We start from the raw sequence: 16,918 nt of genomic DNA on the forward strand, positions 1-16,918 counted from the left end.
AACCTAACGTATGAACAGTAGGACTTGAAAAAAACGTCTATTTTGAATCAATTTTGATCTATTTGATGTAATGAGTACGTTTAACGGTTAACTATAGTAAGAGAATACTGTTCAATAACTAGATAAAAGTGGAGGAATGTCGAATGAGAGAAGGCAATTCAATATATGAAGTAGAGCCGTGGTCGATTCGAGAATCTTCGTTTGACCCTATCCACAATCGTAGAGGAGAAACTATTTTTACGGTTGCTAATGGATATTTGGGAATGCGTGGTCATTTTGAAGAAGGATTAGAAGGTGCAGGTATTAATGCACTGAATGGTACGTATTTGAATGGATTTTACGATTCAGCAGATATTACGTATGGAGAAGAAGCTTTTGGTTATGCCCGTAAGCGTCAGACGATGTTAAATGTAACGGACAGTAAAATTATTGAGTTATTTATCGATGGCGAACAATTTAATTTATTAAGCGGTCGTGTGATAGAATACGAACGTATTTTGGATATGCAACATGGGATTTTATCGCGTCATGTCGTATGGGAAAGTGGCACAGGTAAACAAGTGCAAGTGGATACACAGCGCCTAATTTCGTTTGATAATAAGCATGTAGCTATGGTTCGCTATACAGTGAAGCCTGTTAATTTTACAGGAGAAATTAAATTGATCTCTGCTTTGAACGGTAAAGTGACTAATGAAATATCAGCAGACGATCCACGAGCAGGGTCAGCTTTTGGAGGGCAAGTATTACATACGGTTCAGTCGTATGAAGAAAATACGTTTATGGCTCTAGAGCAACGTACGACCGAAACAGAATTTCATTTATTGTGTGGCGCAGAGCATACGTTAGATTATGACTATACGTTATCAACGATTCAAGAAGATGAGCGTATTGCGAAAGCATTTACTATGCAAGTGGACGAAGGACAATCTGTTACATTGGATAAATCTATCGTTTATTATTCTTCAAAAGATTATGAAGTAGATCACTTGCTAATTTTGGCTCAATCTACGTTAAAAGAAGTCAAAGCAAATGGCTGGGATGCTTTAACGATAAAACAAAAAGAATATCTAGATGAATTCTGGGAAATTGCAGATGTGAATGTAGAAGGCGATGAACTGTTACAACAGGGATTACGATACAATGCGTATCAATTATTCCAATCGGTCGGTCGTGATGGCAAAACGAATATTAGTGCGAAAGGAATCACAGGCGAAGGGTATGAAGGGCATTATTTCTGGGATACAGAGACATATATGTTGCCATTCTTCCTATATACCAAGCCCGAGTTAGCCTTGCGTCTGTTAGAATACCGTTATTACACACTGCCCAAAGCAAGAGAGCGTGCAGTAGAAATGGCAGCAGAAGGTGCTCTATTCCCGTGGCGTACGATCAACGGAGAAGAAGCTTCTGCCTATTATCCAGGAGGAACCGCTCAATTTCATATCAATGCCGATGTAGCTCATGCGATTATTCAATACGTAGAAGCGACAGGCGATCAAGACTTTTTGCAGAGCAAAGGTCTGGAGATGTTGATCGAGATTTCAAGATTTTTCTTATCTGTAGGGAATTGGATTACAGGTAAAGGATTCTGTATTAATGGAGTGACTGGCCCTGATGAATATACAGCGATTGTAAATAACAATACGTATACAAATATTATGGTCAAAGATGCATTAGAATTTACTGTACATGAATTAACACAGTGGGAAGAATTAACTCCAGATTCTTATCTGGCGATGCACAGTGTTATGGGACTAACCGAAGAAGAGATTGCAGATTGGGCACGTGCTGCGGATGAAATCTATATTCATCGTCAAAATGGATTGATCGGTCAGGATGATTCTTTCCTGGATAAAGGCGTATGGGATTTTGACAATACACCGGCTGAAAATTATCCATTACTGCTGCATTACCATCCATTGGTCATTTATCGTCAGCAAGTGATCAAGCAAGCGGATCTGATTCTGGCATTTTATTTGCTAGGTGAGAAATTTACCAAGTTGGAAAAAGTCAAAAACTATGCCTATTATGAGCCATTAACAACACATGATTCTTCGTTGTCAGCAGCGATTCATGCAATTATTGCAGCAGAGCTCGGTAATATGGATCATGCGTATAACTTCTTTATCGAATCGGCACGTATGGATCTGGATGATATTCATGGTAATGTCAAAGACGGGATTCATGCTGCATCAATGGCAGGTAGCTGGTTAACGATTATTGGTGGATTTGCAGGTATGCGTCAATATGACGGTCGATTGCATTTTGAACCGAAATTACCACCAAGCTGGACAGAGTACTCGTTCCGGGTACAATTTCAAGATCGCCTTGTCAATGTAAATGTAGAAGGCAACAAAACAACGTATAGCCTTGTTCGCGGAGAACCGTTAACGATAGAACATTATGGACAAGAATATGTAGTCGCAATGACACAGCCACTTGAAGCGAACAATCGTGATCTGTGTGCAATAGTATTTGGCTTGGAAGGTGTAGTTATTCCGGTTATTGATGAAGAATCAGAAACGATTGAATCCGCAGAATTGTTGCCAGGTGTAGAAGATTTACTACAACATTTTGCTGATCATAATATCGCTGTTGTTTTGGCATCTCACCGTAGTGATGCAGAAGAAGTGGTAGAAAAATTAGGAGTACGACAATATTTCAACCGCATCATTACATCGGATGATGTAGAGTTCAGTAAGCCTGATCCTGAAATATTTATCAAAGCAGCTAATGCAGTCAATATTCATCCTTATCACACGATGGTTATTGAAGATTCTACCGAATCGATCCAATCTGCCCGTCAAATCGGAATGAAAACGATCGCTGTAAGTTCACTAACCCGAATCGATAGTGCACACTTTACAGTACCCGGCTTAGACGGACTAAACCTAGAAACCATGATCCGCTGGATGCAACTTCCTTGATTAAGCGCTTGGCACCATAAGCGCGACCTATAGCACTTGGCAATATAAGTGCGACCCGTAAAATAAAAAAGTGATTTTTGCTTTAGCAAAATATCTTACCATCAGCACTTGGCACCATAAGCGCGACCAAGTGAAATCAAAAAAAGCTGTCCTTGTTCATCAATTGACGATGAATAAGGACAGCTTTAATCTTTTCAGATCCAATCTTTTTTGCGGAAAGTGAAAAACATAGTCAAACCTAGCGTAATCATAATCCCGATCACCAGTGGATAACCGAAACGCCAATGCAATTCAGGCATATCTTCAAAGTTCATTCCATAAATACCAGTAATTACAGTCAACGGCATAAATATTGTTGTGATCGCTGTAAATACACGCATGATTTCATTCGCACGATTAGAGATACTGGACTGATAAGCTTCTCGTAAGTTACCCATCAGATCGCGGAACGTATCAAACATCTCAGATACTTTAACCGCATTCTCATATACGTCACTGAAATATTTTTGCAATTGATCATCGATCAAACGGAGGTCTTTTTTATTCAATGTATTGATGACTTCACGCTGAGGTCCCAATACACGTTTGAGCCATAAAATTTCGCCACGCAAACCAATAATTTCGTTCAGATGCGATTTTTTGGTATGCATCAATATATTTTCTTCCAGTAGTTCGATCTGATCTTCGATCCGGTCACCGACAGCGAAGTAATTATCAACGACAAGGTCAATTAACAAATACATAAATTTATCAGCACGACTCACTTCTTCTTCCCATAAAATCGGTTTGAGAACACGCAATTCATTAATTTTCTGCTTGGTCACTGTAATAATATAATGCCGTCCTAGAAAAATATTCAAGGCGCGCAAAAAAATCTCTTCGTTATCAAAACGAATACTGTTGACTACAATAAAATAATGACTTTCATAAATTTCGATCTTAGGACGCTGTTCTTCTTCACTCAAGCAATCTTCTACAGCCAGATCATGAAGCATAAAAAGTGGTTGTAGTTCAATCAAATCTTCCAAATCTGCGTCTATCCAATAAAATCCTTCTTCAGGTGCTACCAGTGTGTCGGTAATATTTTCTACTGGAGTAAATGCTCCAGCATTGACGTGCCGAACTTTCATTGTGTTCTACTCCTTTATTATGAAATGAGCAGGGAAAGAAGCGGCAACCGCACACTTGTTTACAAAGCTTCGCTATAATTTATGAAAAACGGAGAAGATTTTTCAATAATGGCGCGTTACTCCAGTGCCCTATGGTTGTCGTTTGTTTCCTGCAATTTGTCCATCCGTCCTGCTGCCAACTGGGCCTCGGGTCGCCTTCCATTTTGAAATTCACCTCTTTTTGATTTAGATATTTATGAAAACTATGAAAAAACGTCAAATACTTGTTAAGTATACCGTGGTCGTGGAAGCCTTTCAAGCTTAAATAAGAAACCTCTTTTTAAATCAACCAATATAGTTACCAACAACTTATTTATCGGTTCAATCTAATACATTTTTCACAGCACTTGACGGCAGACCGTAGAATAGTATAAATTATGGTATAAGAAAAGTATCAAAACATGTTATTTTAAATTGAATAAGCAAATCTTATCAAGAGCAGGTGGAGGGACTAGCCCGATGAAACCCGGCAACCGGCGGTATAACCGCACGGTGCTAATTCTTGCAGAGATATAAGTTGATGGATCATTCTAGACTTAATATCTGCTGACAGATGAGAGAGGCGTCTATTATATACGCGAACATATCGCAAATGACCTTTCTCAAGTATCAGGAGAAAGGTCATTTTTGTATATACTTATAATGAACCTTTCTCCTGAAATGATAAGAAATACACACATCCAAGGAGTGAACGAACATGCCAATTAAGATTCCGGATAGCTTACCTGCCAAAGAAGTATTAACTGGAGAAAATATTTTCGTAATGGATGATAGCCAAGCATTTCAACAGGATATTCGTCCATTGCGAATTGCTATATTGAACTTGATGCCTACTAAAGAAACAACCGAAACGCAGTTACTACGCTTACTCGGAAATAGCCCGCTTCAAATTGATATCTATTTGCTACATGCACAATCCCATACTTCCAAAAATACATCGACTGAATATTTGAACTTATTTTATAAAACATTTGAAGAAGTCAAACATCTACGCTTTGATGGTCTGGTTGTGACAGGCGCTCCTGTAGAAACAATGGACTTTGAAGATGTGAACTATTGGGAAGAGATTCAAGGGATTTTTGATTGGAGTAAAAAGAATGTTACTTCAACCATGCATATCTGTTGGGCTTCACAAGCAGGGCTGTACCATCATTTCGGTGTTCCCAAAGTCGATTTGCCTGAAAAGTGTTTTGGTGTATTTCCACATACTTTAAATAAAGAAAATGTAAAATTGTTACGAGGATTTGATGAGTTGTACTTTGCGCCTCATTCCCGTCATACCGAAGTACGTCATGAAGATATTGCCAAGATTCCTGAACTGGAGATTTTATCAGAATCGGAAGAAGCAGGAGTATATCTAGCCGCTACTAAAGATGGCAGTCAAATTTTTGTGACAGGGCATTCTGAATATGATCCATTGTCATTAAAATGGGAATATGAACGTGATATCGCTAAAGGAATGGATGTCGCACCGCCGAAAAATTATTTTCCTAATAATGATCCATCGCGCACACCGCCTTCTACATGGCGTGCTCATGCCAACTTATTATTTTCCAACTGGTTAAACTATTATGTATACCAAGAAACACCATATGATTTGGAAAGTGCCAAAGCTGAAGCAGGTAATTACTGTATCTAATTTGAGATCAACCCAATCGATTGTTATTTCAGAGGAGGAATTATAGTATGACGGATCATCATTCAAGCGAACGAACTCTTAACATTGAAAGCAAATTGGCACAGATCGGTTCGATTAATGAACCGATAACAGGGGCAGTTAATTTTCCGATTTATCAATCAACTGCCTTCCGTCATCCCGCTCTTGGTAAAAGTACAGGCTTTGATTATATTCGTACAACCAATCCAACTCGGGCTGTACTAGAACAAGCGGCGGCAGCATTAGAATCAGCAGATGCAGGATTTGCCTGTAGTTCCGGTATGGCTGCCTTACAGACCATTTTTGCGCTTTTCGGTCAGGGAGATCATCTGATCGTATCGCTTGATCTGTATGGTGGCACATACCGTCTGTTGGAGCGTATTTTATCCAAATTTGGAGTAACTGCTTCTTATGTAGATACCAATGATCTAGAAGCGTTAGAAAAAATAGTTCAACCAAATACCAAAGCTGTATTTATCGAGACGCCAACTAATCCGTTAATGATGGTTACTGATATCAAAGCAGTAGCTACTTGGGCGAAAAGCCATCAGTTGCTGACGATTGTTGATAATACGCTGTTGACTCCTTTTTTCCAGCGTCCGATCGAACTGGGAGCAGATATCGTGATTCATAGTGCTACCAAATATCTAGGTGGACATAATGATGTGTTAGCAGGATTGATTATGACCAAAGGGGAAGAATTATCCGCTGAAATGGCTTTTCTGCACAACTCTATCGGAGCCGTATTGTCCCCAACCGATTCGTATCAATTAATGCGTGGAATGAAAACATTGGCATTGCGGATGGAGCGTCATGAATACAATGCTACAGCAATGGCAAAACATTTGGTAGATCATCCGCAGATTGCAGAAGTGTTTTATCCTGCACTACCGGATCATCCGGGATATGATGTCCAAAATCGCCAATCTAGCGGAAATACAGGTATCTTTTCGTTTAAAGTGAAAGATGCGCGTTATATTGAACCGATTTTACGAAGTATTCAATTGATTGCTTTTGCTGAAAGTCTAGGGGGCGTTGAATCATTAATGACGTATCCAACCGTACAGACACATGCAGATATTCCAACTGAGATTCGTGAAGCGATTGGTGTCGATGATCGTCTATTGCGCTTTTCTGTAGGAATTGAGCATATTGATGATCTGATCGCTGATCTTGATCAAGCGCTGGAAGTAGCACGCCTTGAAGTAGAAGGAGCGTGATCGATAATGACTTATTCTTCAGATCGTCAAGCTTCACGCAAAATAGATACCAAACTGATTCACTTTGGTGCTGAAATCGACAAAACAACAGGTGCATCCAGTGTACCGATCTATCAAGCGTCTACTTTTCATCAAGAAGATATCTCGAATCCACCACTTCATGATTATAGTCGTTCAGGCAATCCAACCCGTCAAGCGTTAGAAGATTATATTGCTTTGTTAGAAGGCGGAGCTTCAGGATATGCTTTTGCTTCAGGAATGGCGGCGATTTCTACTGCCTTTCTGATTCTATCCGCAGGTGATCATGTAATCGTGACTGAAGATGTGTACGGTGGTACATATCGTTTTCTGACTACTGTTTTGAATCGAATGAATATCGAGATTAGCTTTGTAGATATGACCGATCTGGATCAAGTGAAAAATGCGCTTCGTTCTAACACAAGAGCTGTCTATATGGAGACACCATCGAATCCAACGCTCAAAATTACAGATATCGGCGCAGTAACCGCTTGGGCGAAAGAACATCATCTACTTACTATGGTAGATAATACGTTTATGACTCCTTATTATCAGCGTCCGATCGAAATGGGCGTTGATATTGTGTTGCACAGTGCGACTAAGTTTCTAGGTGGACATAGTGATGTACTGGCAGGATTAGCGGTTGCACGTACTCCTGAGATTGGTGCTCAACTCAAGCATTTACAAAATGGACTGGGAACGGTACTTGGCCCTCAAGATTGCTGGTTACTTATTCGGGGAATGAAGACTCTTGCAGCTAGAATGAATCATTCTGAAAAAAGTACTGCCAAATTAGCAGACTGGCTGAGTCAACGTGATGATATTACAGCATTATATTATCCGGGATTAGCCAATCATCCAGGAGCTACCATTCATGCGGCTCAATCGTCAGGTGCAGGTTCTGTACTTTCCTTTGATGTTGGTTCAGGACAGCGTGCCAAAAAAGTATTGGATCGAGTGCAATTGCCTTTAGTGGCTGTAAGTCTAGGAGCAGTCGAAAGTATTTTATCGTATCCAGCCACAATGTCTCATGCTGCTATGGGTGAAGGCGTACGCAAAGAACGTGGTATAACCGACGGATTGTTACGTTTTTCTGTAGGCTTAGAAGATATTGATGATCTGATTGCTGATTTAGAGCAAGCTTTGCAAGATTAGTCTTGAATATAGAAATTAAAAGTGTGAAAAAAAGCGGTATACCTTTTAAAATAGGGTATACCGCTTTTATGTATGATAACAAGTAGAATTAAAGATTAATGATCCAATTTGGTATCCTTATTGTTTCGATACTGGGTTTGGTTGTGACGATTATAGTAGCTATGAACCAAAACAAAAAGAAATAGACCGCCTGCAGCAAGGGTTCGGTCTATTTCAATAGATTAGATCCACCTGAGTTGCCGACTGCTCTTAAAGTAGACTGTTGCCAAGCAGAAAAGATGTTAGCGCATCTTTTCTGCTTTTTTATAGCAAACATCTAAAAAGCGATAACTATCTAATTCACAATATAATGTTGTATATACTCATACTACATCATATTCTAAAATGAAAATAAATTATTTTCAAATGATAAAATCGCTAAATTCCCTTATCTAATCAGCATTTAGTTGATACGATATGTATAATTATTATTGCAAAATATCACCTTCCTGTCACAGTCAACGACTATTTTTCATTTGTGAAATATGGTACGATAAATGTGTTGTCATTATTTCAATTTTTAGATATGCATTTTGTGCCTAAATGGGTTATATATAGGACAATGCTCAAATTCACCTTCAGACACCAGTAAGATGTCTGAATAGGATAAGGGAGGCTGCAATATGAGCGCGGTAAACCGTATCTTGGAAAAAGCCGAACGGGGCGAACGCTTAGATTTAGAAGAAACTATTATGCTATATGAGTCCGATGAGATCGAGAAAATGGGACATGTAGCCAATCAATTAATGTTACGCAAAAATCCAGATCCAATTACAACGTTTGTAATTGGGCGTAATGTTAACTATACGAATGTCTGCGACGTATTTTGTCGTTTTTGTGCTTTCTATCGTAGTCCGAATTCAAAAGAAGGTTATGTGTTATCGGATGAGGTCATTTTGCAAAAAATTCAGGAAACCGAAGATGTAAACGGAACTGAAATTTTGATGCAAGGTGGAGTAAATCCCAATCTTCCTTTTGAATACTATACCGATCTTTTGAAAAAGATTAAAAAGAATTTCCCTAATATTACGATGCATTCTTTCTCGCCTGCTGAGATTATGAAAATGAAAGAAATCTCTGGTATGTCTTTGGAAGATACAGTACGTGCAATTCATGAAGCTGGACTTGATTCATTGCCAGGTGGTGGTGGAGAGATTTTAGATGATCGTACTCGTCGTAAAATCAGTCGTTTGAAAGGTTCTTGGCGTGATTGGATGGATGTTATGCAGACAGCTCACAAAGTAGGCATGAACACCACAGCGACAATGGTTATCGGATTCGGTGAATCGATGGAAGAACGTGCTCTTCATTTATTGCGTGTACGTGAAGCACAAGATGAATGTATCCGTAATGGCTATGATTCTGAAGGTTTCCTTGCTTTTATTTCGTGGACATTCCAACCGGATAACACCAATATGAAAGCTGAAAAGCAAACACCAGAACAATATCTAAAAAATGTAGCTATCAGCCGAATCGTACTTGATAATATCAAGCATTTCCAATCTTCATGGGTAACGATGGGACCAGAAGTAGGTAAAATGTCTCTTCATTACGGTTGCGATGACTTTGGTAGTACGATGATGGAAGAAAACGTAGTATCTGCGGCAGGTACAACGCACAAAGTAAATATTGAGCAAACGTTGCAAATTATTCGTGAAGCAGGTAAAATTCCTGCTCAACGGGATACCAAATATAATATTCTCAAAGTATTTAACGATGAGACGCAAAAAGTCGCTCATGACTTTATTATGCAGAACTAATCTGTATGTAATCATAAAAAAGCTCAACGATCAGTTTATAATGATCGTTGAGCTTTTTTTGTATTGCTTATTAGGATGCCAAAATAAAAATAGAATATTGTTATTAAAGTGACAGGCTTAGCAGATACCTGTTGCTAATTCATCTACAACTTCTTGTACAGTTTGGATTTTGGTAATAGGTGTAATACCTGTTCCGACAGTGATAATCCCACCTTCGCCGTTGCCTTCAAGCATACCGATACGTATAGCACCAGCACCACCAGCAGCTTGAGCAATTTCTTCACGAGATGCTCCTTGTTGATCCATGTCTACTAATTTCTCAACAAGTGGCGTAGGCAGTGAACGATAATAAGCAGGCAAAGTGCGGTATAACAACAACTCAGAAGCAGAAGCATCTACGATTTTTTGCTTAACCGATTCTGCTGCTGGATTTTCAACCGTAGGAATAAACCGACTTCCCAAAAAGACACCTTCTGCCCCTAAAGCAAAAGCACTTGCAACCCCACGAGCATCACCAATTCCACCAGCAGAGACGACTGGAATATCTAGCACATCGACAATCATAGGCGTGATCGTAAATGTACCAATAATACTTGTTGGTAAAGTACCACCTTCATCGAACCCTGTTACGACATAGATATCTACACCCATAGCTTGAGCAGCTCTGGCATCTTCTAGAGTTGGATTCAAAGGACGATAAATAATTTTAATATTCGCTTCTTTTAAAGGATTCACAATCTTTTCTGTGAGTGTTCCTTCAGCCCCATTCAGAAGAACCGTTTTGACATCTTCTTCAATAATAATTTCCAAAATAGGCCAAGTGTATTTCAAATCGCCATCCACAATAACAGTTGTTCCAAATGGCTTATCTGTGAGTGCTTTAGTTTTGCGAATCTCACGGCGCATCCGTTCTGCGGTTTCTTCTGGCGAAACGGTAACAGTCGTTTGACCAGCATTAGGGCCAAGAATCCCCAAACCTCCTGCGTTACTGACAGCCGCTACAAATTCAGCATTTGTAATCCAGCTCATAGGGCCTTGTATAATAGGCTTTTCAATTCCAAGAATATCGGCTACCCGATTACTCATTATATTCATCCTTCCATATTATCAAATAGTACATAACGTATAGCTATGCATTACTATGAAGTGTAATTAGTCCACTCTAGTCGATAGAGTGGTTCCAAAACCATCATACGTTTGAACATTTTATTTGCAAAGAAGGCAATTTTAATGAACATAGTACATCATTTTGTACTTTTAGATAGGAAGGAGAATATTCTTACATATTTTCAAAATCGTAAGCACGTTCTACTTTGCATATTTTCACCGAATACGATTGATACCATGTTTGTTTTCCTTTATCTTGAGCAATCTGATGAGCAGGATTACTTTTCCAATGACGAATATCTTCAAGTGTTTTCCAATAAGAGATTGTCACACCTGCTCCTGAAGATTCACGATAACTTTCGATTCCTAGAAATCCGGCTTGATCTCGTCCCATCGATTCCATCTGATCTGCCATTTGCCCATATCCTTGATCACCTGTCGTTCGTTGACTGGTAAAAATCACTGCATAATAAGGTACTTCAAAACGATTGGATAATAGATTCATATTCGTCATCCTTTCACTTCACTTTGAGTTAAGTATATCTAGCCTATTCGCATAAATAAAATGAATGTTTATAATAATAAGTATGAATTATTTTCAAGTATAAAAGAGGTGGATAGTATACATCTTCATAAATATCAGATTTTTAGTACAGTCGTGAAGTTGGGAAGTCTGACCAAAACAGCCCAATCCCTTAATCTTACTCAATCTGCGGTAAGCCACGCGATATCTGGATTAGAAAATGAATTGGGATTGAAAGTGTTAATTCGCAATCGATCAGGGATTCGTCTGACAGATAGTGGAGAACGAATATTGAAAAAGATAAACGAACTGTTGCAAATCAATGATCACCTGCTGATCGAAGTCGATGCTATTAAAGGATTAGAGACAGGTACAGTCACTTTAGGCACATTTTCAAGTGTATCGATTCAGTGGTTGCCACAGATTATGCAACAATTTCAAGAACAGTATCCTCATATTGATATTCAATTATTAGATGGTAATTATGATGAGATAGAGAATTGGATTGTGGAAGGTCATGCAGATTTGGGATTTGTGAACTTACCCGTATCTTCAACACTACAATCTATTTCTTTGTATCAAGATCAAATGTTATGTGTATTACCTGCACATCACCCTTTGCACCAATACGATTATATTGAGCTTGAGCAGATTGTAGATGAACCGTTTGTGATGCCAGTAGCAGGTTGTGATACCGATGTACAAATGATTTGGAATCAAGCCCATATGACCCCAACAATCAAATATCGGTTAGAAGATGATCATGCCATTATAGCGATGGTAAAGCATGGTCTGGGCATTAGTATGTTACCTGAAATGATTTTGCATTCCATGTATACAGAGGATTTATGTTTGCGACCACTAGCTGGAGCACATCATCGAACGATTGGGATCGCTGCAACTTCGTTTAAAACGATGTCACCTGCGGCACAGAAATTTATCGACTGTATTCAATCTTTTGTAGATCAGTACCCGATAGCTGATGTGGCTATATCCAATCAATTACCGTAATAAAAGCTGTTAGTTGGATAATAGGGTTATATCGAAGTTAGTGATATAATATATAAGTGCATTTACGTTAGCACATCTTTTTTCACTGGCATAAAAGCTAGAATAACCTATTTGTTGAAGGAGCTTTAGATGTTATGAAATTAATGTTTATTTCTGATATACATGGATCGTTGCACTGGTTAAGACGAGTGTTGGAAAAAGCTGAGATTGAGCAACCGGATCAATTGATTTTTTTAGGGGATTATATGTATCATGGCCCACGTAATCCATTACCGGAAGAATATAATCCGTCTGAAGTCGCGAATACATTGAATTTATATAAAAACAAAATTATCGCTGTACGAGGAAATTGTGATTCTGAAGTGGATCAAATGTTACTTGAATTTCCGATGATGGCAGACTATATCATGTTGTATCATGAAGGGATGCGCATCTATGTTACGCATGGTCATGGATACAGTATTGATAATCTACCGTTGTTACAACCAGGAGATGTATTTATTCAAGGGCATACTCATGTACCTGTAGCTGATCTACAAGATCATATCTATGTGCTTAATCCAGGTTCTGTCGCTTTACCGAAAGAAGATTATCCTAATTCATACGGTATTTTGGAACATGGTACATTTACAGTGAAAGACTTTGATGACAATATGATCAAATCGATCTCATTCTCTTGACGCTTGACCGATACACTTTTATAATGATGAAGCAATGTATCATCTAAATGGACAAAGCATCGATAAAGATATGAGTTATAGTGATAGTCCTGTACAGAGAGAAGGAAAGTAAGACGCTGCAATTCCTTCCTGTGACAGCTATAATCTTACCCCTTTAGAGCTATAAAGTTGAATCCGAATCTGTATGTCGTTTCGGTATTATATTTTATCGGATCATCCCCGTTATCAGATGTCGAATGAAGGATCTGCCAAAAAGAAGCTTATTCTACGAACAGATCGAATCAGGGTGGAACCACGGGTACATATACACAGCACTCGTCCCTTGCGGGATGGGTGCTTTTTGCTGTTTTTAATTGTAAACATTACGAATAAAACAGTTGATAACAGTGCATGCAGATACACCAATAGATGTATATTACTAAGGAGGAAATAATATGGCGATTCAGATTAGCTTACCGGACGGTTCTGTCCGCGAGTATGAAGCAGGCAGTACAATTGGAGATGTAGCCAATTCAATCAGTAAAAGTTTGTTCAAAAGTGCAGTAGCAGGGAAATTGGATGGTATCGTAGTTGATTTAAATACACCACTCCATGACAAAGCGTTAGTCGAAATTGTTACTCCTGATAGCGCGGAAGGCGTAGAAGTGATTCGTCATAGTACAGCGCATTTACTTGCACAAGCTGTAAAACGTTTATTTGGTCAAAATGAAGTAAAATTGGGAATCGGCCCTGTGATTGAAGATGGTTTCTATTATGATATGGATTTGGAACATCCTTTGAATCCAGAAGATTTGCAAAAGATTGAAAAAGAAATGGAACGTATCGTTTCTGAAAATCTACCGATTACACGTCGTGAAGTGAGTCGTGAAGAAGCACTTAACATTTTCCGTGAACTGGAAGATCCGTACAAAATCGAATTGATCGAAGCTTTGCCAGAAGATAGTGTGATCACGATTTATGATCAAGGCGAGTTTTTTGATCTATGTCGTGGACCGCATGTACCATCTACTTCTAAATTAAAAGTATTTAAATTGCTAAGTGTAGCAGGTGCTTACTGGCGCGGAGATAGCAAAAACAAAATGTTGCAACGTATCTACGGAACAGCTTTTAACAAAAAGCCAGAACTAGAGCAACATCTTCATTTCTTAGAAGAAGCTAAAAAACGCGATCACCGTAAGTTAGGTAAAGAACTACAAGTGTTTACATTTTCTCCACTTGTCGGTCAAGGTCTACCGATCTGGTTGCCAAATGGTGCAAAATTGCGTCGTACACTGGAACGCTATATCGTAGATTTGGAAGAAAAATTGGGTTATAGCCATGTATACACACCAGTATTAGGTAACGTAGATTTGTACAAAACATCCGGTCACTGGGAACATTACCAGGATGATATGTTCCCGAAAATGGTATTGGACAATGAAGAATTAGTGCTTCGTCCGATGAACTGTCCGCATCATATGATGGTGTATAAAAGTGATCTACGTAGCTATCGTGATCTTCCGATTCGTATTGCAGAATTGGGTATGCAACATCGCTACGAAATGTCGGGTGCATTAACAGGTCTACATCGTGTACGTGCGATGACGCTAAATGATGCTCACTTATTCGTACGTCCAGATCAGATCAAGCAAGAATTTGCACGTGTTATCGAATTGATTATGGAAGTATACAAAGATTTCGGTATTACGGATTACCGTTTCCGTCTGTCTTATCGTGATCCTGCAGATACAGAGAAATATTTCCCTAACGATGAAATGTGGGAAAATTCGCAACGTATGTTACGTGAAGTTGTTGAAGGTCTGGATATGCCTTTCTATGAAGCAGAAGGCGAAGCAGCATTCTACGGTCCGAAGCTAGACGTACAGATTCGTACAGCATTAGGTAAAGAAGAAACATTGTCTACTGTACAATTGGACTTCTTATTGCCAGAGCGCTTTGAATTAGAATATATCGGCGAAGATGGACAAAAACATCGTCCGGTCGTTATTCACCGTGGTATTTTGGGTACAATGGAACGCTTTACAGCATTCTTATTAGAAAACTTTGTTGGTGCATTGCCATTATGGTTGGCTCCTGTACAAGCTAAAGTCATTCCAGTATCCGGTGCATTTGAAGAATATGCCCGCAAAGTAGAAGACGATCTTCGTCGTAGTGGAGTAACTGTAGAATCCGATCTACGTAATGAGAAATTAGGTTACAAAATTCGTGAAGCGCAATTGGAAAAAATTCCGTATATGTTCGTTGTTGGTGAAAACGAAATGAACGCTGATTCGGTGTCTGTTCGTAAACGTGGCGAAGGCGATATCGGTATGATGTCTGTCGAAGAAACGATCAAAATGTTACGTGACCAAATCGCAGATCGTACTATTTTTTAAATAACGTATAGCTAACTATTTCGTTATCATGTATAAGCTGTTACACTAGCCCTAATTCAGGTATGATTTACTGATTAGGGCTTTTCTCCGTCTATAGGCGGATACGAAGTTCATTCTGATGCCACTATTGTTCTGTTCTAATTATGAGTACACTACATATATAGAAGTACAGAAAGCGAGGAAAGAGAATGAATAGACATTTATTCCGCAAAACATTCTGGGGTATAGGCTTAATCGGAATTGGCGTCGTATTTATGTTAAATAGAATGAATTTGATCGATTGGGGCATCGGCGATGTGATTTCATTGTTATGGCCGCTGATTTTATTAGAAATAGGATTAAACGAATTACTTTTTAAATGTAAACGTGATATCGGTGGTTGGATTATGACCGTTCTAGGTGTTTACTTTTTAGGTAGAAATATAGGGATGATTGATTATTCGTTAATCGATGCAGTCAAAATGATGATGCCATTGCTACTGGTATTAGGTGGATTGCATTTGATCTTCAATCGACGTCAACCGAAAAAGTCTTCTAAACAACAACCACCATTGAATGAAGATTATTCTGCTCCACCACCACCACCTGCATCTCCATTAGATGATTGGTTTGAACAAGAAATGGAGCGTAAAGGCAAACCGGTGCATTCAACAGATTACACTAAAGAATTTGTAGAGCGTTCTTCGTCATCTTCGCAATCCCCACGTTCTACGTATGGTACAGATCAGCAATCGTTTCGCACCAAAATCAATTTAAATAAAGAAGATATTCGTTCTTATTATAAAAATCAAAATAAAGATGCACATCGTGAACAATGGAAACAGCATCGTCATGACTGGAAAAAGCATCATCGCAAAAAATGCGGTTATGATTATGATTACGATTATGATCCTTCAGTAGAAACCAAATCTGGTTTTATCGGTGATGTGCATATTGGTAAAGATTATTTTGAACTCAAACCGATGAATATTTCTCATTTTATTGGTGATACCATGTTAGACTTAACCAAAGCACAGATTGCTTATGGTGTAACCCGTATCGAAATTTCTGCTTTTATCGGTGATGTGAAAGTCTATATTCCAAGTGGAATTGAAGTAGGCATCAAAGCGCAAGGCAATTCATTTATCGGCGATATGAATATTCTTGGACGTGAGCGCGAAGGTATGATGAGTCATATGGATGGTGAAACGATCGGATATGAAGAAGCAGGCAAGCAAATAGAACTTGTAGTCAATGCTTTTATCGGTGATATTCAGATTAGTCGGGTGGGTTAATGG

13 protein-coding genes and 1 riboswitch are annotated in these 16,918 nt (G+C 38.8%); of the genes, 10 read left to right on the forward strand and 3 right to left on the reverse strand.

Annotation, left to right across the window (positions count from 1 at the left end; translation table 11 throughout):
* The first annotated feature begins 143 nt into the window (after positions 1-143).
* Positions 144-2,927, forward strand: coding sequence for an HAD-IA family hydrolase (locus tag PQ456_RS06775; RefSeq protein WP_273615446.1), 2,784 nt, complete (start codon positions 144-146; stop codon positions 2,925-2,927).
* Positions 2,928-3,121: 194 nt separating this feature from the next.
* Here the strand turns inward: PQ456_RS06775 and corA are convergent, their stop codons facing one another.
* Entirely contained in the window at positions 3,122-4,057 is a 936-nt protein-coding gene (gene corA, locus PQ456_RS06780; RefSeq protein WP_204825064.1) for a magnesium/cobalt transporter CorA, read from the reverse strand.
* Positions 4,058-4,522: 465 nt separating this feature from the next.
* Positions 4,523-4,656, forward strand: a riboswitch (SAM riboswitch).
* Positions 4,657-4,793: 137 nt separating this feature from the next.
* Here corA and metA point away from each other — a divergent pair.
* The 5 genes from metA (at position 4,794) to mqnC (ending at position 9,945) form a co-directional block, all read left to right on the forward strand.
* On the forward strand, positions 4,794-5,735 hold the full coding sequence (gene metA / locus PQ456_RS06785) for a homoserine O-acetyltransferase MetA (protein WP_273615447.1): 942 nt from the start codon (positions 4,794-4,796) through the stop codon (positions 5,733-5,735).
* A 47-nt stretch (positions 5,736-5,782) separates the two neighbouring features.
* The gene (locus tag PQ456_RS06790) at positions 5,783-6,973 is read left to right on the forward strand and encodes an aminotransferase class I/II-fold pyridoxal phosphate-dependent enzyme (RefSeq protein ID WP_273615448.1); all 1,191 of its coding nucleotides are present in this window, start codon (positions 5,783-5,785) and stop codon (positions 6,971-6,973) included.
* Between the two features lie 6 nt (positions 6,974-6,979).
* A complete protein-coding gene (locus PQ456_RS06795; protein ID WP_273615449.1) occupies positions 6,980-8,146 on the forward strand; it encodes a trans-sulfuration enzyme family protein in 1,167 nt (388 codons plus the stop codon).
* Positions 8,147-8,244: 98 nt separating this feature from the next.
* Positions 8,245-8,331: a putative holin-like toxin gene (locus PQ456_RS06800; RefSeq protein ID WP_273616264.1), complete on the forward strand. Its 87-nt coding sequence runs from the start codon at positions 8,245-8,247 to the stop codon at positions 8,329-8,331.
* Positions 8,332-8,808: 477 nt separating this feature from the next.
* Positions 8,809-9,945 (forward strand): cyclic dehypoxanthinyl futalosine synthase, encoded by a 1,137-nt coding sequence (mqnC, locus tag PQ456_RS06805; protein ID WP_204825060.1) that lies wholly within the window; start codon positions 8,809-8,811, stop codon positions 9,943-9,945.
* A gap of 117 nt (positions 9,946-10,062) precedes the next feature.
* Here mqnC and PQ456_RS06810 read toward each other — a convergent pair whose 3' ends face one another.
* Together PQ456_RS06810 and PQ456_RS06815 are read right to left on the reverse strand one after the other, a co-directional pair.
* On the reverse strand, positions 10,063-11,031 hold the full coding sequence (locus PQ456_RS06810) for an NAD(P)H-dependent flavin oxidoreductase (protein ID WP_273615450.1): 969 nt from the start codon (positions 11,029-11,031) through the stop codon (positions 10,063-10,065).
* Positions 11,032-11,224: 193 nt separating this feature from the next.
* The gene (locus tag PQ456_RS06815; protein ID WP_273615451.1) at positions 11,225-11,557 is read right to left on the reverse strand and encodes an antibiotic biosynthesis monooxygenase family protein; all 333 of its coding nucleotides are present in this window, start codon (positions 11,555-11,557) and stop codon (positions 11,225-11,227) included.
* A 108-nt stretch (positions 11,558-11,665) separates the two neighbouring features.
* Between PQ456_RS06815 and PQ456_RS06820 the strand changes: the two genes are divergently transcribed.
* The 4 genes from PQ456_RS06820 (at position 11,666) to liaF (ending at position 16,915) form a co-directional block, all read left to right on the forward strand.
* On the forward strand, positions 11,666-12,586 hold the full coding sequence (locus PQ456_RS06820; protein WP_337957876.1) for a LysR family transcriptional regulator: 921 nt from the start codon (positions 11,666-11,668) through the stop codon (positions 12,584-12,586).
* A 134-nt stretch (positions 12,587-12,720) separates the two neighbouring features.
* Positions 12,721-13,266 (forward strand): phosphodiesterase, encoded by a 546-nt coding sequence (gene yfcE / locus PQ456_RS06825; RefSeq protein ID WP_273615452.1) that lies wholly within the window; start codon positions 12,721-12,723, stop codon positions 13,264-13,266.
* 434 nt (positions 13,267-13,700) lie between these two features.
* The gene (gene thrS, locus PQ456_RS06830) at positions 13,701-15,641 is read left to right on the forward strand and encodes a threonine--tRNA ligase (RefSeq protein ID WP_273615453.1); all 1,941 of its coding nucleotides are present in this window, start codon (positions 13,701-13,703) and stop codon (positions 15,639-15,641) included.
* Positions 15,642-15,829: 188 nt separating this feature from the next.
* Entirely contained in the window at positions 15,830-16,915 is a 1,086-nt protein-coding gene (gene liaF, locus PQ456_RS06835) for a cell wall-active antibiotics response protein LiaF (RefSeq protein WP_273615454.1), read from the forward strand.
* Positions 16,916-16,918 lie beyond the last annotated feature (3 nt).

The organism is Paenibacillus kyungheensis, from assembly GCF_028606985.1.
In the GTDB taxonomy this organism is placed as follows: domain Bacteria; phylum Bacillota; class Bacilli; order Paenibacillales; family Paenibacillaceae; genus Saccharibacillus; species Saccharibacillus kyungheensis.